Genomic DNA, 19,333 nt, shown 5'->3' on the forward strand with positions numbered 1-19,333 from the left:
TGGATAAGCAGGGTTGGCCCATCGCCTTCAATCAGCGCAGTCCCAAGCCCAGGCGCCTGTACGCCTCGGCTCCGAAGCCGCTGGCCTGATGCGCTTTGAACACGTTGAAGGCCTGCTCCTGGTTTCCGACGAGCCGGGCAACCAGCCGGATCGCTTCGGCCAAGTCAATGCTCCCGGGCTCCTGGGCTTCGGCGAGAACAGGGAACGGCTCCAGCATCGATGGCTGGCTGACCTGCCGCGGTGCTTCTCCTAGCGCGCGACTCTGGATGGAGCCCAACACCAGAATCAAGGCGGCTCGTGTTTGCCCGGCGACTTGGTTATAGGCAAGCGCGGCCTCGAATGCCATATCTTCCCGGTACTGCACGCTGAGCGTGAGAGAAGTCAGCAGATCTCGCAGTTCCGAGATTTCTTCTTCCAATTTCGCGATGCGGTCTTCGGCCATGATTTGATCCTATAAGTTGAGGCTGCCAAAAAATTGCAAGAGTAACCGCAGTACGCCTCGGACAGCTGTTGCGATGACCTGGGCGCCTCCAAGGCCCACGGCCTTGGAGGCCACCGTAGATCTGGGCGCGGGGCAACTGGCTAGTCGACTTCCCATGGCACCAGTCCGTCGTCGAATGCATCAAAGGCGTTCACGGTTTGTGTGGTGCGCGCAAGCGAAGCCTTGGCGTCGGCGGCCGGCAGGCAGTCATCGGCGGTGGCGACCTGGCACCAGCGCACCGGGGACTCGCTCAATTGATGCGGGACCCAGGCCAGCTCACTGAGCCCCCAGTCCTCCTTCGGGTCGCGGGTGAAGGTGGCCTTGATGCTGATCCCCTCGCGGTTCAGGATCGTGGGGGTGGCATGCTTGGCCACCGAGTTGCCCAGGCCGTAGACGATCCACGTCCCGGCGTGCTTCTCGATGGGCAGCACCGAATGGGTGTGGTGCATGTAGATGAAGTCGAAGGCGCCGGATTCGGCCAGGGCGCGCCCGAGCCGGCGTTGCGCCTCGGTGGGTTTGCTGCTGTATTCGGCGCCGTCGTGGATCGCGGCGACAACGATTTCGGCCCCATCTTTGGCCGCTTGCTTGGCCCGCTGGATGAGTTTGGCCGCGCCCACCCCGGTATCCACTTGCCAGTCGGCGTCCGCGCGCATCCCGTTCAGCGAATAGGTGCTGGCGATGATCCCGAACTTCACCCCATCCACCGTCATGATCGGCGGCTCCGCGGCCTCCTTGGCGGTGCGGTAGGAGCCGGTGGCGAACAGGTCCTGTTGCTCCAGGGTGTCCAGGGTGCGGTTGACCCCGGCGGTGCCCTTGTCCACGGTGTGGTTGGTGGCGGTGGTGCAGCCGTCGTAGCCGAGCTTGGCCAGGTCCGTGACGATCTGCGCCGGGACGCTGAACATCGGGTAGCCGGAGTACGGCGCGGTGCCGATCGGCGTCTCCAGGTTGCACAAGGCTACGTCCGCGTCCTGCACATAGGGCTCCAGCCCGGCCAGCAGCGGAGCGAAATCATGGCCATCGCCCGTTTCCGCCTCGGCAAGCAGCTGCGGGTGCAGCAGCACATCCCCGGTGGCCATCAGCGAGAGCTCCTGCGGTTCGGGAGGAGGGCTGGGGGTGCTTGGGACGGGCGCTGGCTTGCTTTGCGGTGCGTTGGCCGTCGGCGTCGGCTCACCGGAGGTGTTCGCAGAACAGCTCGTGAGCAGGAGGAATGCGAGGAACACCGGGAGCGCGCGTTGCTTCATGGGCTCCAGCCTAGCGGCTGGGCGACCGTGTTAATGCAAGCTAAATCACGTGTCCTGTGGTTATCTGGCACTATGCCAAACCCGCTTCTGAACCCCAGCCAGCTGCCCTACCAGTGGCCAGATTTCGCGAATATCACTGCCGAAGATTACCTGCAGGCCGCCCATGCCGGTGCCGAGGAGCACCTTGGACAGATAGCGGCCATCGTGGCCGACTCTGCCCCGGCGAGCTTCGAGAACACCTTCCTCGCGCTGGAACGCAGCGGGCAGTTGCTGCGCCGCACGCTCATGGCCTATTTCAGCGTGCTTTCGGCGCACGGCACCGAAGAGCTGCGCGAGATCCAGTCCGAACTCAACGGCATCCTGACCGCACAGCGCGACGAGATCCAGCTGAACCCGGATCTCTATGCGCGGCTGCGCGGTGTAGACCTGGAAACACTGCAGGGCGAAGATGCCCGGCTGGCCGGAGAGACGCTCAAATCTTTCGAGCTTGCTGGCGCCCGATTGGACGCGCAAGCCAAGGAAGAGCTCAAGTCGCTGAATGCGCGGCTTTCCCAACTGTCCACCGAGTTCTCCAGCAAGGCGCTGGAAAACCAGAACGCCCACGCGGTCTACTTTGCCGATGCCCAAGAGCTTGAAGGCCTGGAACCGGCCCAGCTGGACTCCGCCCGCGCCGCGGCCGCAGCCGCCGGGCACGAGTCCGGATGCCTCTTGCCGCTGGTTTCCCCCACCGGGCAGCCAGTGCTGGCATCCTTGGCTCGGTCGGAGTCCCGGCGCAAGGTATTCGAAGCGTCGCTCAGCCGCGGCTTGAGCGAAAATTCAACGCTGCCACTGGCCGCGGAGATGGCCGCGCTGCGGGCCGATCGGGCGGCACTGCTTGGCTATGCCAACCATGCCGAAACCGTGCTGGCCGACGCGACGGCACCCTCCACGCAGGCGGTGGCCACGCGCCTGAAGGAGCTGACCCTGGCCGCGGTGCGGAACGCGGATGCAGAAGCGGAAACGCTGCGCGAATTGGCCGGCGGTCAGCTGAACGCCTGGGACTGGTCCTACTATTCCAATCAGGTGTTGCGCGAGCGCTATGCGGTGGATTCGGCGGCCCTGCGCCCCTACTTCGAGCTGGACTCGGTGCTGCACCAGGGCGTGTTCGCCACCGCCGGAAAACTCTATGGGCTCAGCTTCAGCGAACGCTTCGATTTGCCGACCTACCATCCGCAGGTGCGGGTGTGGGAGGTATTCGATGCCGACGGGAGCCCGCTGGGCCTGTACAGCGGAGACTTCTTGGCACGCGAAACGAAGAAGGGCGGGGCCTGGATGACCTCGATCCGCGACGCCGCCGCGGATCTTCACGAACGCCCTATCGTCACCAATACGCTCAATATCCCGGCCCCGGGGCCCGGGCAGCCGATCCTGCTGACCCTGGATGAGACCAATACGCTCTTCCACGAGTTCGGCCATGCCCTGCACGGTCTGCTTTCCGACGGGAAGTATGCGACGCTCTCGGGGACCTCGGTGCCGCGGGACTTCGTCGAATTCCCCTCGCAGGTCAACGAGATGTGGGTGCTGCATCCCGAGGTAGTCGGCGGCTATGCGCGGCACCATGAGAGCGGCGAGGCGCTGGCGGATGAGCTGATTGAGAAGATCCGCGCGGCCGAGCTGTGGGGCCAGGGGTTCGCGACCACCGAATACCTGGCGGCCAGCGTGCTCGACTGGGCCTGGCATACCTTGGAGCCCGGCACGCGCATCACCGACCCGGAAGAATTCGAGCGTGAGACATTAACCAACTTCGGGTTCACCCCAGAACTGATCCCGCCACGCTATCGGACCGCGTATTTCCAGCATATATTCGCCAACGGCTACTCGGCCGGGTACTACTCCTACATCTGGTCCGAAGTACTGGATGCCGACACTGTGCAGTGGTTCGAGGAAAACGGGGGCTTAATGCGCGAAAATGGAATGCGGTTCCGTGAGGAATTGCTCGCGCGTGGAAATACGCGCGATCCACTTGAGTCTTACGAAATGTTCCGCGGCCGCAGCGCACGGGTCGAACCGCTGTTGCGCCGTCGAGGATTGGTGAACGCAGAATAATGACGACAATTGCCTCCGCGCAGGAAGCTCTCAGCCATTGGCAGCAGGCCCTCGCGGTAGCCACCGGCGGCAAGATCTTTACCACCCACGGCTGTTCTTGGGCCTGGCAGCCGGTGCGCAAGCGCCTGGTGCTGCTCTTCCCCGAGCAGGCCGAGCCCGCGGGCCTGCGTCCGGCGCTGGCCGAGGGAATGCGGCTGGGTGCCCAACGGGTGGAGGCCTGGGTGAACTCCGGGTCCGATGCCAAGGGGCTGAAGGAAGCCGGCTTCACCGACAGCGCGCAGATCGCTTGGCATGCCGGACGGCTGGCGATCCCGATGAATCGCTGGGAGGGAAAAATCCGTTTGGGCAACAACGTTCCCGAGGCCACCGGCCCGGATGCCGCCGAGCTGAAGGTGACGAATCTGTGGCGCGAGACCTCCACACAGCTCTCCAGCGGCCACCCGGCGCTGCGCCGCGTGGAGCACGCGGTGGCGCGCACCGAGGAGGGGGATATCGTCGGACGCGGATTCGTGCAGCAGGGTCTGGGCGGGCAGCTGATGGTGCATTCCCTGGCGGTGGGCACCGGCTATCGGCGCCAGGGCGTGGGGACCGCGCTCTTGCACGGGCTGTCGCGTTCGCTGATCAACCCGCTGGATCCGCCCGATGAGGAAAAAACCCAGGAGCTGCTGGCCGCGTGCACCCCGGGCAGTGCCGAATTCTTCAGCTCCAATGGGTTGCGTCTGCTCGGCCGCGGAAGGCATATGATTCTGCGTTCCTGGAACTAGATTGCGGCTTGCGGCTGTGGCGGGACACCGGTTTTCACCGGGTCCCGCCACAGCCGTTTAACTCCTGTTTGCCCTAGGCCAGGGTTTTGACCCGGTAGACCAGCCGGGCAAAGGGGCCAGCCTGGCGCGCCTCGGCCAGCTCCAGCCGCTCGCTGCCGATGCTGCGCGGCAGCAGGGCCGCTCCCCCGGCCACCGTCGCCGGAGCAATGGTCAGCGCGAGTCGATCGAGCGCATCGATATCGAGGAACTGGCCGAGCAGTTCCCCTCCGCCGAGCACCCAGATATCAGCTTCGCCCGCCGCGCGGCGGAGCTCCGGCAGCTGCTCGGAGGCCGAGCCGCTGACTAGTTTCACGTTCGCCCCCTCGGGGATCGGCAGCTGCCGATGGGTGAAGACGTAGGTGGGCTTGTCCCCGTAGAGCTTTTGCCACTTGGCCGGTTCGGCCAGCAGATTTTCGTGTTCCAGCACCCATAGGTAGGTGTTGGCGCCCTCCACGTGCACGCCCACGTTCTGCGGCAGCAGTCCCGGATCGGGTTCGCCGGCACCGGGCACGTCGAAGAGCCATTGCAGGCTGTGGTTCTCATCGGCCAAGAAGCCATTCAGGGTGACGGCCGCGTCGAAAATGATCTGTGTCATGGGCTCAGTCTGCCATTTTTCGGAGCTACTGCAAGCTCGGCACCGGCGCCTGCACGGAACTCTTCGCGAAGGCCGAAAACCCTCGGCGGTTGCCGGCTGTCGACTGGCAAGAACTGATCGTCGTTCGCATTGGCAACGGCGCATTCGCCTCCAGAAGAGGCAGGTGCTCAAGCTCATTGCGCTAGACTTCTAGTCATCATGATCAGCCCGTTGCCGCAAGGCGCGGGCTGATTTTCTTTGTTGGCAGGCCCATGGCGGTGTACATGAAGCCGTGGCTATCCGTCGAGGAACAGATTGATCGACTCATTGGGCACTACGGGAATCCGCAGAACGCACCGGGCCAGCGCAACGTCGGGTTAGTCCTCGCGCTCGACCACTCGCGTGACGAAAATGCCTTGGCGGTTGAACTATGGGCTCAAGGACGAGCTCGGCATGATCTCCCGCGGGGAGACGTCGCACGAGCGGTGGCAACATAAGCGGACAGCGAAGGGCGCGGCCCGCATCTGGTTCTATGTCCACGAGCGCACGGTCTTCCTGGAACAGGTTGACACGAGCCACCCGAATGAAACGAAGTAGCCCCTTTTTTCGAATGAACTACGTGGACTCGCCACTGTGCGGGCGGGTCGTGCCAAGCTGTGCCCGCCTCCAGTGCAGATTCATATTGCGTCTCGTGCTCGTCGGAAGTTCACCATCTGCCAACCGCAATTATCCGTTGATCGACGCATCTCCCTGCAGCGACGGGCATAACGAACCGGGGCCACGCCACCAATTACAGGCAGCGTGACCCCGGAGAGTGTCAGTTGGCAGCTATTACCAGCCGCGCTCGGAGAGGCGGTGCGGCTCTGGCAGCTCGTTGACGTTGATGCCGACCATCGCTTCGCCCAGACCGCGGGAGATCTTGGCCAGCTCATCCGGGTTGTCGTAGAAGGTGGTGGCCTTCACGACGGCAGCGGCGCGCTGCTCCGGGTTGCCTGACTTGAAGATGCCCGAGCCGACGAATACGCCGTCGGCGCCCAGCTGCATCATCATCGCAGCGTCGGCCGGGGTGGCGATGCCACCGGCGGTGAACAGCACCACGGGAAGCTTGCCGGTGTGCGCGATTTCCTTGACCAATTCGTACGGGGCCTGCAGTTCCTTGGCCGCCACGTAGAGCTCGTCCTCGGGCAGGGCCGCCAGCTTGGCGATTTCGGCGCGGATCTTGCGCATGTGCCCGGTGGCGTTCGAAACGTCGCCGGTGCCTGCTTCGCCCTTGGAACGGATCATTGCCGCACCCTCGTTGATGCGGCGCAGGGCCTCGCCCAAGTTGGTGGCGCCGCAGACGAACGGCACGGTGAATGGCCACTTGTCGATGTGGTGCTCGAAGTCCGCCGGGGAAAGGACCTCGGACTCATCGATGTAGTCCACGCCGAGGGACTGCAGGATCTGCGCCTCGACGAAGTGGCCGATGCGGGCCTTGGCCATCACCGGGATGGAGACCTCGGCGATGATCGAGTCGATCATGTCCGGGTCGCTCATCCGCGAGACGCCGCCCTGGGCGCGAATGTCGGCAGGAACGCGTTCAAGTGCCATCACTGCCACCGCACCGGCATCTTCGGCGATGCGTGCTTGTTCCGGGGTGACAACGTCCATGATGACGCCGCCCTTAAGCATTTCGGCCATGCCGCGCTTGACGCGCTGGGAGCCGACGACGGTATCGCGACGCTGATCTGCTGATGACATTTTCGGGAAATTCCTTTCGAACACGTGATTGCACAATGGTGCTATGCCAGTAATCGTAGGAGCGCTTTGCTTTATTACCTCCCGTGTTGCGTCACAAACGACTACAGGTAGATTCATCCCCTAATTATCGGTTAGTGCGTAACATTGAGATTCCACGTTTAAGCACTAGTCAACACGTTTTTTGAATGGGACTTTAGGCTCGGCGTCCAGGGCGTCCGCAACCCGGTATTTTTCCGGCTGTCCGCTCCCTTCAGGATTTGCCCGCTCCAGGCGCGCCACCTCAGCGGAGATATGTCGCAGCAGCGGCGCATCGTTGCCAATATCCGCTGCCACCGAACGCAGTTGCCCTGCGTAGGCCAGAAGGCGCGAGGTGTAGCGCTTGGTGAAAGAGGGATCCGGATCGCTGGCGCGGCGATGGGTCGATTCGAAGTTTTCGGCCAGCTCCTCGACGGCTGGCTCCACTGAGTCCAGTACCTGCAGCAGTGCGCGATCCGCCGCCTGCGGGATCGCGCACAGACCCAGCTGGTAGAAGTGCCGGGTGCGCACCGCGGCCGCTAGGCGCTCCAGCGGGCTGAGTGTTTCCAGCCAGCCGCGCAGGAACTTGTCGCACGCCTCGTCGTAGTCAAATTGCAGCTCTTCGAGCAACTCGATCAGGGTGCCGATGGAATACCGCGCGGCGCCTTGGACCGCGAAACGCATTTCATGCTCTGTCCCGCCGATGATCCAGGCACGCAGCTCCTCAAGGGTTCCGGTCGGTGTCATGGCGCGCACCCGGGCGGGAAGTCGCCACGATGCTTGGCGGATCCGGCGTTATCGCCCCAGGACAGGGCCGCGAGGTTTGCCACTTCGTGCTTGACCATTCTTGGCCCGCAGGACGCCTCCGGCATTTCGCGTGGCTCTGCGGCACTTGGCAGCGGCTGGGACGCAGCGCCGGCACTAGGGTTCATGGATTGCCTCCGGCGCTGCGGGTGGATCTTGAGCGGACAGCCTCAGTCTAGCTACGTAGCTGCGGATTTGATCCAGCAAATCACCAGATAAGGCGGGGCAGAACGGCATTAAAAGACTCGGGGCGGCAAGAACGATTCAACGTTCTTGCCGCCCCGGCTCAAGCAGTGGCGAATCCTAGGCTGGATTTTCACTTTCCCATGCGCCGGCAATGGCCTCGCGGACCTCGGAGAGGGTCTGCGGGATGGCCTTGGTCTGCGCGATGATCGGGAAGAAATTTCCGTCCCCGCTCCAGCGCGGCACGATGTGCTGGTGCAGGTGCGCGGCGATCCCCGCGCCTCCGGCTTCGCCCTGGTTCATGCCCAGGTTGAAGCCGGCTGGGTTGGAGACCTGGCGCAGCACGCGCATCGACTGCTGGGCCAGGGCCGCCATCTCCGCGGTCTCCGCCAGCGTGATGTCCGTATAGTTCGGCACGTGGCGGTAGGGGCAGACCAGCAGGTGCCCCGGGTTGTACGGGAACAGGTTCAGGATCACGTAGCAGGTTTTCCCGCGGTGCACGATCAGCGCTTCTTCATCGGTGCGCTTCGGACCGGCGCAGAACGGGCAGCTGGCCTCGTCCTTGACCTGGTCCTGCCCGCCCTTGATGTAGGCCATGCGGTAGGGAGTCCACAGGCGCTGGAACGAATCCGGCACGCCGGCGAGTTCAAAATCGTCGGTGACGGACCGATCTGCGTGGTGTTGCATACCCATGGACTCCCTTGCCCGTACTAGTTGCTGTTGTCGCGGCTCTTGATGGCCTCGACGATGCGGGCTACCGCGTCATCGACCGGAACCTGATTCTCCTGGCTGCCATCGCGGAAGCGGAAGGAGACCGCATTCGCGTCGGCATCCTCTCCACCGGCGATGAGCACAAACGGGATCTTGTCCTTGGAAGCGTTGCGGATCTTCTTCGGGAAGCGATCCGAGGAGTCATCAAGCTCCACGCGCACGCCCTGGGCCTTCAGCTTCGCAACAACCTCGCCGAGGTAGTCGTTGAAGGCCTCAGCCACCGGAATGGCGCGAACCTGGACCGGGGAGAGCCAGGCCGGGAAGGCACCGGCGTAGTGCTCGGTGAGCACGCCCAGGAAGCGTTCGATGGAGCCGAACTTCGCCGCGTGGATCATCACCGGCTCCTGGCGGGAACCGTCGGCCGCCTGGTACTCCAGGCCGAAGCGGGCCGGCTGGTTGAAGTCGTACTGCACGGTGCCCATCTGCCAGGTGCGGCCGATGGCGTCCTTGGCCTGCACCGAGATCTTCGGGCCGTAGAAGGCCGCGCCGCCCGGATCGGCGACGAGCTCGACGCCGGATTCGGTGGCCACGCGCTCCAGCACCTCGGTGGCTTCCTCCCACTGCTCTGCGGTGCCGATGAACTTATCGGATTCCGGATCGCGGGTGGATAGCTCCAGGTAGAAGTCGTCCATGCCGAAGTCGCGCAGCAGCGAGAGCATGAAGTTCAGCAGGTGCTCAACCTCGGCCGGCGCCTGCTCCTTGGTGACATAGGAGTGGCTGTCATCCTGGGAGAAGCCGCGCACACGGGTCAGTCCGTGGACCACGCCGGACTTCTCGTAGCGGTACACATGCCCGAATTCGAACAGGCGCAGCGGCAGTTCGCGGTAGGAGCGGCCACGGCCGCGGAAGATCAGGTTGTGCATCGGGCAGTTCATTGCCTTCAGCCGGTACTCCTGGCCCTGCTTGGTGATGTTGCCGTCCTCGTCGCGTTCCTCATCGATGTGCAGCGCCGGGAACATGGTGTCCGCGTAATACGGCAGGTGGCCCGAGGTGTGGAAGAGCCCGTCCTTGGAGATGTGCGGGGTGCCCACGTACTGGAAACCCTCTTCGACGTGGCGATCGCGCACGTAGTCTTCCATCTCGCGCTTGATGATGCCGCCCTTGGGGTGGAACACCGGCAGACCCGAACCCAGCTCATCCGGGAAGGAGAACAGGTCAAGTTCCGCGCCGAGCTTGCGGTGGTCGCGGCGTTCGGCCTCGGCCAGGCGCTCCTGGTAGGCCTTGAGGTCTTCCTTGGTTGGCCAGGCGGTGCCGTAGATGCGCTGCAGCTGCTTGTTCTTCTCGCTGCCCAGCCAGTAGGCGGCGGCCGAACGGGTCAGCGCGAAAGCGTTCTTGATCAGCTTGGTGTTCGGCAGGTGCGGGCCGCGGCACAGGTCCTTCCAGACGGTCTCCCCGCTCTTGCGGTCGACATTGTCATAGATGGTGGTTTCGCCGGCGCCGACCTCGACGTTGACGCCCTCGCCGGAGGTGTCATCGGAGTCCGCCTTGGCCAGCAGCTCGCACTTGTAGGGCTCGTCGGCCATTTCGGCCTTGGCCTCATCGGGGGTGACCTCGCGGCGGGCGAAGAGCTGGTTCTGGTTGATGATCTTCTGCATCATCTTTTCCAGCTGCTTCAAATCTTCCGGGGTGAACGGCTCTTCGACATCGAAGTCGAAGTAGAAGCCGTCGGTGATGTAGGGGCCGATGCCGAGCTTGGAGTCCGGGCGCAGCTGCTGCACGGCCTGGGCCATGACGTGAGCGGTCGAGTGGCGCAGCACCTCCAACCCTTCCGGATCGCTGATGGTGACACGGGTGACGGTGGTGCCTGCTTCAAGCTCGCGGGCCAGGTCGCGCAATACGCCGTCGACGTGCATGACAACCACGTCTTTATCCTTGGCATAGAACTGCAAACCGGTTGTTCCCGCGTCCACCTGGACCTGCTCGCCATCGATGGTGAGAGTGCGCTGCTCGCTCATGAGATCGGGTTCTGCCTTTCAATCTGTGATGGCTTCATAGCTTGTGGCATACCTTGGCCACAGCCAGCCATCATCCAGTTTAGTTCAGGTCGCCGACATAGCGTGCTTTCACTACAGGTTTTACGGCGTTTGATCCTCGCCATATGACTCATTCAACAAGGACTCCTCGGTGAACAGGCTCATGACATGCCACACCTGGCGTGATTCCACCGGCTGGGCGCTGGCGATCTTGCCGCTCTTCAAGTCCTCGCGGAAGGCCGGGACCACCTCTTCCATCCGGCGGATGAGCTCTTGCATTTCATCCTGGGTGAGCATGAGGTTGCTCGTTTGCATCTGCGCCTTGACCGGCCCGGGCTCCTGCCCCCGATAGTGCTGTTCGGCATGGCGCAAGGCAGCCTGGAGGCGCCGCTGCTCATCGTGGATGACCTGCCCCAGATATGCATCCATGGCGGTTCCGGTTTGATCTTCCGGCCGCTCCCCTACCTCGCCGGTGGTGTACCCGCGCGCCGCGGGCTTCCACACGCGATCGCGCTTGTCGCGAGCCAGCTCGGGGACTTCGACGATCATCTCGGCTTTGGCCAGCTCGCGCAGGTGGAAGCTGACCTTATTTGCCGGAATCCCCAGGGTGAGCGCCAGATCTGCCGCACGAGCCGTTTCCATGGCAGAAAGCGTGTCAAGAATCTGCCGCCGCAGGGGGTTGGCGATGGCTTTGAGCATGGGTGTAGTGAATGTGACCGGCGGCTCGTTGTGGCTCATGAGCACAGCATAGCAATTCCCCAATTTAAATTGCGCAAGTTCTATTGCGCAATATTATTTGCGGACTTATGGTTGATTCACGACGCTCACCCCAGCTCCGGATCTACCCGCCGTTGCACCCGAGGCCACTCGGCTTCCCCGGCTTTCCTCCCAACCTGCCTACCGGCGCTGGTGGGCCGCGGACACCTCGGCCCTGCTGGCCGGCGGCATCTACCAATTCGCCCTCCCCTGCTGCTGCTCGCGGCCACCGGCTCCCCCGCCCAAGCCGGCGCATTGGCGGCGCTGGGGCTGCTCGCCCGCACGAGCCTGACCATGGCCGGCGGAGCGATGGCGGACCGGGCCGAGCGGACGCGGATGATCGTGCTCGGCGGATTGACCGGCGCGGCGCTCTCCGGGGCGTTAGCGGTGGCGGCCTGGACCGGAACTCTCGGAGCATCGCTCCTCTGCGTGGCTCATGTACTGATGGAGCTGCGCTCGGGATACTTCTCGAGCGCCAGCAACGCCGCGTTGAAGGATGCGGTGCACCCCGGGCAATTAGGCCGCGCAATGGCGGCAAACCAGGGCCGCGATGCGACGCTGGCCCTGGCCTCGGCGCCGCTGGCCGGGATGCTGCTGAGCTTCGGCGCGGGCCTCACCTTGCTTCTGGTCAGCGTCCTGCAGCTCATCTCGGCGGTGGCCGGGCGGATGCTCGCCGTCCCGCTGCGCAGCGCCCGCAGCAGGCCCGGTGCCTCGAAGCAGCCCGCCGAGCGCATCGCCGGCGGAGTGCTGCCGGGGATGCGCTGGTGCTTCGCCCGGCCCCAGCTGCGGACTCTGCTCATCTTGATTGTCGTGGTCAACCTGGGCACCAACGGCGTTGCCACCACGCTGATTTATGGCTTGCAGCAGCGCGGCGAGGCTCCGTGGGTGATTGGGCTGGTCGCCACGTGCATGGGCGTGGGCATGCTGCTCGGCTCGCTGCTAGCCACCGAGCTGATCGACCGTTTCCGCACCGGCCCCTTGACCTGCTTCTGCCTCACAACGCTAGGGCTGGGCAGCCTGCTCATGGGGTTCGGCTCCAGCCTGTGGTGGATGGGAGCGATGCTGGCGCTGTCCTTCCTCAGCGTGCCGGCGCTGAATGCCGGATCCGGAGGGTACTTCATGGCGGTGATCCCGGCAGAGATGGCCGGTCGGGCCAGCGCGCTGGTGACCTTCATGGCACTCTCGGCCCTGCCGCTGGCGCCATTGTGCGCCGGTATCGGCATCCAGTGGCTGGGCATGGGACCCACGCTGATCTTCTTCGGCACGCTGGTGATGCTCGCCGCACTGGGCGCGTGGTGCTCCCCGCTGATTCGCGGTATCCCCGGCACTGGGCAGTGGAATGAAGCCCAGCTGGCAACCACCCCGGATAAGCGGCAGCGCAGCGCCGAGGCGCCGGCGGACGCCAACGCCGGCGACGGGTCCCACCGCACCGGTGCATCGCGTGGCGGCAAAGCACTGGCCCGCACACACCATGGACGTTTCCCCGATCCCTACGGCCAGCAGCCGCACACCACCCATCGCCCGCTGCCGCCGACCGAGCAGTGGAATTACCTGTAGAGAAGCTCGCGCAATTTATCCCACGCCGCCCGGCCGTTCCGTTGAGAGCCGGGAAAATTCGGGTACGGCGATGTAAAGCGGTCCCGCGCCAGCACGCTCTGGGATCCCAGGAGGAGGCAACGGTGTTCAAACCCGCATATGGGCGAGGTGCGCCGGTGGTCAATAGCCGTCTTCTCGGCGCGAACAATATTCAAATGCACCACAGCATAGTTCTCGGGCTAGCGGATTCAGGAAAGCATGGGCTTATTAACTCATTCGCTTTCCAGCAGGCGCCCTCGGTAGACAGCGAAGAGCTGGCACTTAGCCGAAGCGATATGCGATCCGTCGCGGCTTGTGCCGCTGGAGCCTCCGCTGCTAACTGGCTTTGCCGGAAGACACCACTTTGTAGTTGAGTAAGGCAGCGGTTCGCTCATTGTTTCCATCGCCCAGGGATTCATTCAGAGTTGCAATATCGCGTGCGCGATCAGCGAGGATATGGAAGCGGTTTTCCGGAAGCGGACGACTCAATACCTTGCCCTGTGCATTTTTGAGGACATAGAGGCCCTCGCCGACGGGAACCAGCGATGCCTCATTCTCAGCCATTGCCTCGGCACGTTCGCTTCTTGAGCCCCTGACCCGAAATCGTCGTGCGTCGTTGGCCGGTACCTTCATCTGGTCTCGTCCCCTTCCACAAAATTCATACTGTCAGTTGAACTGATTGTACTCGGCGGGCCTGTATTTTCATCGGGCGAATCCTCGATGTGGATCTCCATTTCGAGGTCCAGGAATCTTTCCATCAACCGTCGAACATATTTCTTCTCCTTGGACGGAACCTTCCAGAACCCTCGGGCTTTGACCCAATGAACAATCACCTCCCCTGGCCCACCTGCCACCCCGGGAGATTCTGGTGCCACTTGCAACTGAAGTAGCGCATGGGCTTCCCCGGCCAGCGGGGCATCCCGTTTATTTGCAAGGTTCACTGCATACTCGACCCGTTTCCACCATTGGTCCGAGTGATCGACGCGTAGCCGTAGCCACAAGGTCCCGAAGGCAGCTACTGCCACGAGCGCTGCGATCACTAGTGTGGCCGCTGGAGCTATGACTACTAGGAGCTTGGCCCAATTTGGCAGGGAGCTGGCAAATTCGTCCATACGCGTATCGTACGACCAAAATAGCGCAATGAACTCGTTTATCCACAGCACCAATAAGCCACGGTTCATGCCGTTCTCCAAGTGGTGACTTTGCGACTCAGGCTCCTATAGTGTGAAGGCCGATTCGCGATGCACTATCGCAACTCTGAAGTCACGCACGGACATGGGCATCGAAGCCACAAGGGCTTGGTGGAGAGGTTCCCAACTCTTCCGAAAGCCGGACGCGAGTCCTAGGCTTGAGCCATGAACAAGTCGGCCCCACCGACCATCAGCGCAATCACCCTCGGCGTGCGCGATGTCGGTGCTTCAACAAGGTTCTATACCGAGGGACTGGGGTTCGAGCTGGTCCAGCCGGCCCACCCGGAGATCGCGTTCGTCCGCGCCGGACACGGACTGATGCTCGCGCTGTGGGATGTCTCGCAGATGCCCAGCGAATACGGCAACATCGGCCACGGCGAGAAGGCTCCCCCGGTGTCCCTGGGCCACAATGTGCGCTCCGATACCGAGGTCGAACATCACTACCGGCGAGCGCTGGATGCCGGGGCTAGCTCGGTGTCCGAGCCGACGGTGCAGCCATGGGGCGGGATGAGTGCCTGCGTAGCCGATCCGGACGGGTTCCGCTGGGATTTTGTGCATAATCCGTCGTTCGTCATTGGTGCAGACGGGCATGTGACGTCGGTATAGCGGCTGCGGCTTGCTTGGTGGCCAGTCTTCTTCAGTGCGAGCGCCGCGCATGGATGAACTCCGCTTTGCCGGCGAGGTAGCCGATGCGGTCCCCGGGGTTCTGCAACGCCACGCGCCGCTTGAGCGCGCCATAGGCTTCGCGTTCGGTTGCGTGCGTTCGCAGGTAGTTCCGAAAGGCCAGGTAGCTACTCCACTCCGCCGCCCCGTGCTCGATGACGTGGGCGTTGACCAGCCGGATTCCCGGTTCGATTTCGAATCCATACATCAAATCCGGGCGGGAGGCGTCCTTTTCACCGAGGCAGAGAAAGCCCAGGCTCAGCAACCACGGATGAATGCGGTCCAGATTTGCCTCCGCCTCGAACCCGATGGCGAGGTCGAGGATCGGCTTGGCGGCGAGCCCGGGAACGGCGGTCGAGCCGATATGCTCGATGGCCCCGATACCTGTGGGTCGGGCCGCGTTCAAGACGTTCGCCACACCGGCGAAGACCTCGGCCCAGCGCGGCGACGGCGCAGCCAGGGCAACGGCTCCGCGGCGCAGCCCGAGGTCCGCCGCGCTCAGGCTTGCCACCAGGGCCGGATCCAGCGGTTTGGGAATTTCCGTTCGCAGGCGCCGCGGCCGGTTGTCTGGACTGGTGCTCATGCAATGATCCTAAGCCCCGCGCTGGTCCAGCCCCTCGGCGTTCATGCGCTTGGCCAGTTCGCCCACGCCCTGCCCTCCCGTGGCGCCTTGGCCGAGCTTGGGCCGGTAGCTGGGTTTCGGGCGGGCCGCCGAGTCAAGGTACCCGGCGCCCGGCAGCGTGTCCGGGGCGTGCAGGTCCCAGGCGTTCAGCGCCTGCAGGGAGATGCCACGCGGGCCGGTGCGCCGGGTGATGCCGTGGATCAGCAGCATGCGCGTGGAGAAGAGCAGCGGGCCGGTGCGCTGCTGGGTGTCATCGAAGAAGGTGGCGTCCACGCAGCCGGTCCCGTCATCCACGGATATGAACACCACCCGCTTGCCTCCGCGCATCGGCGGGGTCTGCGTGGCGATACGCACCCCGGCGACCAGCACTTCGGCGCCGTTGCGCAGGTGCAGCAGTTCCACCGCCTGGGTGATGGGCAGGTGGGCCAGGCGCGTGCGGTAAGAGGTGATCAGGTGTTCGCTCACGTCCAGGTGCAGCAGGTCCAGTTCGGTGCGCACTACCTCTTCGGTGCTCAGCTGCTTGCCGGTGGCCTTGATGTGCTCAATGGCGCCCAGCGGCAGGGCGAGCTGCCCGGGGCCGGGCCGGTATTTGGCCGGGATGCTGGCGTGCGCCATGGATTGGGTGTGGGCGATGGTGTCCGCCCTGCTGGTGCCGGCAAGGAGCGAGTCGAAGACGCCGAGCACCGCAAGGTTCTGGTAGCTGCGCCGGGACAGGCCGGCGCGTTGGCGGACGTCCGCGAGGCTGTCATAGGGTTGCCCGGCGACCAGCCGGGTGACCTCGCGTTCGCTCAGCTGGTGGATGTCGCGGAAGGCCAGGCGGATGCCGTATTGGCCGGGGCGGATGGTTCCGGCGGCGCGCGGGACGATCGGGGTGCCGTGCACGGCATGTTCGAAGACGCGTTCGACTCGGTAATGGCCGGTGGAGCGGTTGACGTCCAGCGGGAGGATGGGAATGTTCATCCGGCGTGCCTCGGAGACCAGCAGGCGTTTGGGGTACATGCCCGGGTCGTGCTCCCAGATGCCGGCGAGGAACGCCTCGGGGTGGTGCGCCTTCAGCCAGGCCGAATGGTAGGTGGGTACGGCGAAGGCCGCCCCGTGGGCCTTGCAGAAGCCGAAGGAGCCGAAGCCTGCGAGCACCTTCCAGACCTTGTCGATGATCTCCGGCGCGTAGCCCTTTTGCGCAGCGCTGGTGCGGAAGAATTTTTCGACCGCGGGTTCCTGGGCCGGGTTGCCCAGATGCCGGCGGTAGACGTCTGCCATCCCCAGGGTGCAGCCGGTCATCACATGGAGCATGCGCAGCACCTGTTCGTGGAAGACGGTGACCCCATGGGTTTCGGCGAGCGCGGGCTTCAGATCCGGGTGCAGGAACTGCTCGGGAGCGAAACCGTGGCGGTGCTCCAGGTAGGGCTTGACCATATTCGATTGCATGGGTCCGGGGCGGAAGAGCGAGATGTCGATGATGAGGTCGTTGAATTCGGTGGGGGCGAGCTTGCCGATCAGTTCGCGTTGGCCCGGGGATTCGATTTGGAAGCAGCCCAGGGTGTGGGTGGAGCGGATCAGCTCGTAGGTGATCGGGTCATCGAGCGGAACGCGGGCGAAGTCGATCTGCCCGTCCGCTTCGATGTACTCCGGCTGCCGGTGTCCCCCGGCGCGGGCGACCGCCTGCTTCGAGGGATGCAGGCGCTTGATCTCCTCCAGCGTGTAGGCGATCGCCGATTGCATGCGCACTCCGAGCACGTCGAGCTTGATCAGCCCCATCAGGTCCATATCGTGCTTGTCGTACTGGCTCATGGGCAGCCCCATCCCGGAGGGCTGGACCGGGGTGCGGTCCAGCAGGCTCGCGTCGGAGAGGATCACCCCGCAGGGGTGCATGGAGATATGCCGCGGCAGCCGGTCCAGGCGTTCGGTCGCGTCGATGAGGATGTCCAGTTGCCCGTCGGAGGTGATGCGCTTGGCCAAGGGGGCGAGTTCCGGCTTTTCCTCCAGCGCCTCGCGGAAGGAGGAGGCGGAGAAGCGCCAGAGCTGCTTGGCGATCTCGTCGACCTGTTCCTGCTCCAGGCCGAGGGCGGCTCCGGCGTCGCGTACGGCGCCGCGTGCCCGGTAGGCGTTCTGCATGCTCATCAGGCTCACGCGCTCCTCCCCATAGGTGTCGAAGATCTTGTGATAGATCTCGTGGCGGCGCGCGGATTCCACGTCGATGTCGATATCCGGCAAGGTGGTGCGGGTATCGGAGAGGAAGCGTTCGAAGACCAGGTCGTGCTGCAGCGGGTTGACCTGGCTGATTCCCAGCAGGTAGTTGACCAGGGAGGAGGCGCCGGAGCCGCGGGCAGCCACCCGCACGCCCATGCCGGTGATCAGGTTGACGGTTTCGGCGACGGTGAGGAAGTAGCCGGCGAAGTCCAGCCTTTCGATCACCCCCAGCTCCAGGCCCAGCTGCTTTTCGATCTCGCTGCGCTTGGTGTTCGGCAGCAGACGCGGCGCGGCGGCGAAGACTCGTTCGGTCAGTTCCTGCTGGGCCGGACGGTGCAAGCCGATGATTGTCGCTTCGGGGATCACCGGCCGCTTCCAGCCAAGATCCGTATGCGCATCCAGCGCCGCCCAGTTAGCGAGCTGCTCGGTATTGCGCAGGAGCCTATAGGCCCAGGCACGTTCGGTCACCCGGGAGAGGTCTTGGGCTAGCTGATGCATCTGGGCCGGGGTTTTCAGCCATCCCTGCCCGGTGGGCTGCAGCTCTTCCAGCGCGCTGAGCCTGCCCAGCACCCGGGCCGAGTCGAGGATGTCGGCGGTGACCGCCCCGTCGGCGTCGGCATAGCGCACCGCGTTGCTGAGCACCGGGGCGATGCCAAGCTCCGCGGCGAAGCGCAGCAGCTTGCTGGCGAAGCCCAGGCTGTAGCGCTTGCCGGGTGCGGAGAGGTGGGTGGTGATTTCTGCGCGCAGCTGCCCGCCGGCCAGCTTCTTCCAGTGGGCCATCAGCGCTCGGGCCTGAGAGTACTTGCCGCGCTCGATGGCCCGCGACACGTCGGATTCGGCACCGAGCAGCAGCATCAGTTGCCCGCCGGCCAGCCGCTGCGCCAGGTCGGCTTGGCTCAGCCCGATGATTCCGCGCGGGTTCTGGTGCGCCGCGGAGACCGCGCGGCACAGTGCGGCGTATCCGCGTCCTTGGGTGTTTCCGCGGGCGAGCAGGATAATGCGTCCGTCGGGTTTTCCCTGGCTGTCAAGTACCGCGAGGTTCACTCCGAGGATCGGGCGCAGCCCCTCGGCGAGGCAGGCTCCGACATGCTTGACCGCGCCGAAGAGCCCGTCTCGGTCGGTGAGCGCCAGCGCCTCGGCTCCCTGCGCGCGGGCGGCGGCCGCCAGCTGGGGCGGGCTGGAGACGCCATAGTGCGCGCTATAGGAGGAGGTGACGTTCAGGTGGGTGAAGCTCATGGGCGGATCCTTCGAAACAGCGTAGGAATACCATTAGAACAAAGTTTCGAAAGATGTGCATTTATGCCCGGTCAGGCGCTGATCGGCAACTCCTGATTCACCCGGATCAGCCGCCAGCGCGTGGATTGCGGATCAAAACTGACGTCAATGCTCCGCGTGGGGCCGCGGCCCGCAGCTTGGGTGATCTCCAGCCGCCAGATCTCGTAATCCGCTAGTCCAGCGCCAATTCCGCGGGGTATGCGCAGGTTTTCGTCCCACCATTTGCGGCGTTCGAACCACCGTTGCGGCTCGGCGACCAGCCGATACTCGCAACCCTGCCAGGAAACCCGCAAAGGCACCCCGCTTGGGGCGCAGGAAACCTGGATCGACTCGGTAAAAATGCCCACGTGCAACTCCTTCAACCCTACTAACTCAATCTTATTCGAATACGT

18 protein-coding genes are annotated in these 19,333 nt (G+C 64.2%); 5 read left to right on the forward strand and 13 right to left on the reverse strand.

Features of this window, described 5'->3' with window-relative positions; all coding sequences use genetic code 11:
- Positions 1-31: 31 nt before the first annotated feature.
- The gene (locus tag CIK76_RS07065; protein WP_096284844.1) at positions 32-442 is read right to left on the reverse strand and encodes a hypothetical protein; all 411 of its coding nucleotides are present in this window, start codon (positions 440-442) and stop codon (positions 32-34) included.
- A 140-nt stretch (positions 443-582) separates the two neighbouring features.
- On the reverse strand, positions 583-1,722 hold the full coding sequence (locus tag CIK76_RS07070; RefSeq protein ID WP_096284846.1) for a CapA family protein: 1,140 nt from the start codon (positions 1,720-1,722) through the stop codon (positions 583-585).
- 72 nt (positions 1,723-1,794) lie between these two features.
- On the opposite strand from CIK76_RS07070, the gene CIK76_RS07075 reads away from it, so the two are divergent.
- Both CIK76_RS07075 and CIK76_RS07080 read left to right on the forward strand, forming a co-directional pair.
- Positions 1,795-3,807, forward strand: a complete 2,013-nt coding sequence (locus tag CIK76_RS07075; RefSeq protein ID WP_096284848.1) for a M3 family metallopeptidase — start codon at positions 1,795-1,797, stop codon at positions 3,805-3,807.
- The gene (locus tag CIK76_RS07080) at positions 3,807-4,571 is read left to right on the forward strand and encodes a GNAT family N-acetyltransferase (RefSeq protein ID WP_096284850.1); all 765 of its coding nucleotides are present in this window, start codon (positions 3,807-3,809) and stop codon (positions 4,569-4,571) included. The genes CIK76_RS07075 and CIK76_RS07080 overlap by 1 nt, the downstream gene beginning before the upstream one ends.
- Before the next feature lie 73 nt (positions 4,572-4,644).
- Here the strand turns inward: CIK76_RS07080 and CIK76_RS07085 are convergent, their stop codons facing one another.
- On the reverse strand, positions 4,645-5,205 hold the full coding sequence (locus tag CIK76_RS07085) for a dihydrofolate reductase family protein (RefSeq protein WP_096284852.1): 561 nt from the start codon (positions 5,203-5,205) through the stop codon (positions 4,645-4,647).
- Between the two features lie 381 nt (positions 5,206-5,586).
- On the opposite strand from CIK76_RS07085, the gene CIK76_RS07090 reads away from it, so the two are divergent.
- On the forward strand, positions 5,587-5,781 hold the full coding sequence (locus CIK76_RS07090) for a hypothetical protein (protein ID WP_141393501.1): 195 nt from the start codon (positions 5,587-5,589) through the stop codon (positions 5,779-5,781).
- Positions 5,782-6,015: 234 nt separating this feature from the next.
- On the opposite strand, the gene pdxS is transcribed toward CIK76_RS07090, so the two are convergent.
- The 5 genes from pdxS to CIK76_RS07115 form a co-directional block, all read right to left on the reverse strand.
- A complete protein-coding gene (gene pdxS, locus CIK76_RS07095) occupies positions 6,016-6,924 on the reverse strand; it encodes a pyridoxal 5'-phosphate synthase lyase subunit PdxS (RefSeq protein ID WP_096284856.1) in 909 nt (302 codons plus the stop codon).
- A 165-nt stretch (positions 6,925-7,089) separates the two neighbouring features.
- Positions 7,090-7,686 (reverse strand): hypothetical protein, encoded by a 597-nt coding sequence (locus CIK76_RS07100; protein WP_096284858.1) that lies wholly within the window; start codon positions 7,684-7,686, stop codon positions 7,090-7,092.
- A 360-nt stretch (positions 7,687-8,046) separates the two neighbouring features.
- Entirely contained in the window at positions 8,047-8,613 is a 567-nt protein-coding gene (locus CIK76_RS07105; protein WP_176484120.1) for an HIT domain-containing protein, read from the reverse strand.
- 23 nt (positions 8,614-8,636) lie between these two features.
- Positions 8,637-10,652, reverse strand: a complete 2,016-nt coding sequence (thrS, locus tag CIK76_RS07110) for a threonine--tRNA ligase (RefSeq protein ID WP_096284862.1) — start codon at positions 10,650-10,652, stop codon at positions 8,637-8,639.
- Positions 10,653-10,772: 120 nt separating this feature from the next.
- On the reverse strand, positions 10,773-11,408 hold the full coding sequence (locus tag CIK76_RS07115; RefSeq protein ID WP_217990353.1) for a helix-turn-helix domain-containing protein: 636 nt from the start codon (positions 11,406-11,408) through the stop codon (positions 10,773-10,775).
- 72 nt (positions 11,409-11,480) lie between these two features.
- On the opposite strand from CIK76_RS07115, the gene CIK76_RS07120 reads away from it, so the two are divergent.
- Entirely contained in the window at positions 11,481-12,983 is a 1,503-nt protein-coding gene (locus CIK76_RS07120; protein ID WP_141393502.1) for an MFS transporter, read from the forward strand.
- Between the two features lie 354 nt (positions 12,984-13,337).
- Here the strand turns inward: CIK76_RS07120 and CIK76_RS07125 are convergent, their stop codons facing one another.
- Both CIK76_RS07125 and CIK76_RS07130 read right to left on the reverse strand, forming a co-directional pair.
- Entirely contained in the window at positions 13,338-13,565 is a 228-nt protein-coding gene (locus CIK76_RS07125; RefSeq protein WP_096284868.1) for a hypothetical protein, read from the reverse strand.
- 65 nt (positions 13,566-13,630) lie between these two features.
- On the reverse strand, positions 13,631-14,182 hold the full coding sequence (locus tag CIK76_RS07130; protein ID WP_096284870.1) for a hypothetical protein: 552 nt from the start codon (positions 14,180-14,182) through the stop codon (positions 13,631-13,633).
- A 174-nt stretch (positions 14,183-14,356) separates the two neighbouring features.
- Between CIK76_RS07130 and CIK76_RS07135 the strand changes: the two genes are divergently transcribed.
- Complete coding sequence (locus tag CIK76_RS07135; protein WP_096284872.1) at positions 14,357-14,797, forward strand: VOC family protein; 441 nt, start codon at positions 14,357-14,359, stop codon at positions 14,795-14,797.
- Between the two features lie 31 nt (positions 14,798-14,828).
- On the opposite strand, the gene CIK76_RS07140 is transcribed toward CIK76_RS07135, so the two are convergent.
- The 3 genes from CIK76_RS07140 to CIK76_RS07150 all read right to left on the reverse strand — a co-directional run bounded on the left by CIK76_RS07140 (position 14,829) and on the right by CIK76_RS07150 (position 19,288).
- Complete coding sequence (locus CIK76_RS07140) at positions 14,829-15,437, reverse strand: GrpB family protein (RefSeq protein WP_096284874.1); 609 nt, start codon at positions 15,435-15,437, stop codon at positions 14,829-14,831.
- Between the two features lie 9 nt (positions 15,438-15,446).
- Entirely contained in the window at positions 15,447-18,902 is a 3,456-nt protein-coding gene (gene dnaE / locus CIK76_RS07145; RefSeq protein ID WP_096284876.1) for a DNA polymerase III subunit alpha, read from the reverse strand.
- A 71-nt stretch (positions 18,903-18,973) separates the two neighbouring features.
- Positions 18,974-19,288 (reverse strand): DUF6504 family protein, encoded by a 315-nt coding sequence (locus tag CIK76_RS07150; RefSeq protein WP_096284878.1) that lies wholly within the window; start codon positions 19,286-19,288, stop codon positions 18,974-18,976.
- Positions 19,289-19,333 lie beyond the last annotated feature (45 nt).

Source organism: Glutamicibacter sp. BW80 (assembly GCF_002332385.1).
Lineage (GTDB): Bacteria > Actinomycetota > Actinomycetes > Actinomycetales > Micrococcaceae > Glutamicibacter.

Excerpts from the sequence above, each read along its gene's own strand:
- CIK76_RS07065 (WP_096284844.1), bottom strand. The coding sequence starts at position 442 with ATGGCCGAAGACCGCATCGCGAAATTGGAAGAAGAAATCTCGGAACTG.
- CIK76_RS07070 (WP_096284846.1), bottom strand. The coding sequence starts at position 1,722 with ATGAAGCAACGCGCGCTCCCGGTGTTCCTCGCATTCCTCCTGCTCACG.
- CIK76_RS07075 (WP_096284848.1), top strand. The coding sequence starts at position 1,795 with ATGCCAAACCCGCTTCTGAACCCCAGCCAGCTGCCCTACCAGTGGCCA.
- CIK76_RS07080 (WP_096284850.1), top strand. The coding sequence starts at position 3,807 with ATGACGACAATTGCCTCCGCGCAGGAAGCTCTCAGCCATTGGCAGCAG.
- CIK76_RS07085 (WP_096284852.1), bottom strand. The coding sequence starts at position 5,205 with ATGACACAGATCATTTTCGACGCGGCCGTCACCCTGAATGGCTTCTTG.
- pdxS (WP_096284856.1), bottom strand. The coding sequence starts at position 6,924 with ATGTCATCAGCAGATCAGCGTCGCGATACCGTCGTCGGCTCCCAGCGC.
- CIK76_RS07100 (WP_096284858.1), bottom strand. The coding sequence starts at position 7,686 with ATGACACCGACCGGAACCCTTGAGGAGCTGCGTGCCTGGATCATCGGC.
- CIK76_RS07105 (WP_176484120.1), bottom strand. The coding sequence starts at position 8,613 with ATGCAACACCACGCAGATCGGTCCGTCACCGACGATTTTGAACTCGCC.
- thrS (WP_096284862.1), bottom strand. The coding sequence starts at position 10,652 with ATGAGCGAGCAGCGCACTCTCACCATCGATGGCGAGCAGGTCCAGGTG.
- CIK76_RS07115 (WP_217990353.1), bottom strand. The coding sequence starts at position 11,408 with ATGAGCCACAACGAGCCGCCGGTCACATTCACTACACCCATGCTCAAA.
- CIK76_RS07125 (WP_096284868.1), bottom strand. The coding sequence starts at position 13,565 with ATGGCTGAGAATGAGGCATCGCTGGTTCCCGTCGGCGAGGGCCTCTAT.
- CIK76_RS07130 (WP_096284870.1), bottom strand. The coding sequence starts at position 14,182 with ATGAACCGTGGCTTATTGGTGCTGTGGATAAACGAGTTCATTGCGCTA.
- CIK76_RS07135 (WP_096284872.1), top strand. The coding sequence starts at position 14,357 with ATGAACAAGTCGGCCCCACCGACCATCAGCGCAATCACCCTCGGCGTG.
- CIK76_RS07140 (WP_096284874.1), bottom strand. The coding sequence starts at position 15,437 with ATGAGCACCAGTCCAGACAACCGGCCGCGGCGCCTGCGAACGGAAATT.
- dnaE (WP_096284876.1), bottom strand. The coding sequence starts at position 18,902 with ATGAGCTTCACCCACCTGAACGTCACCTCCTCCTATAGCGCGCACTAT.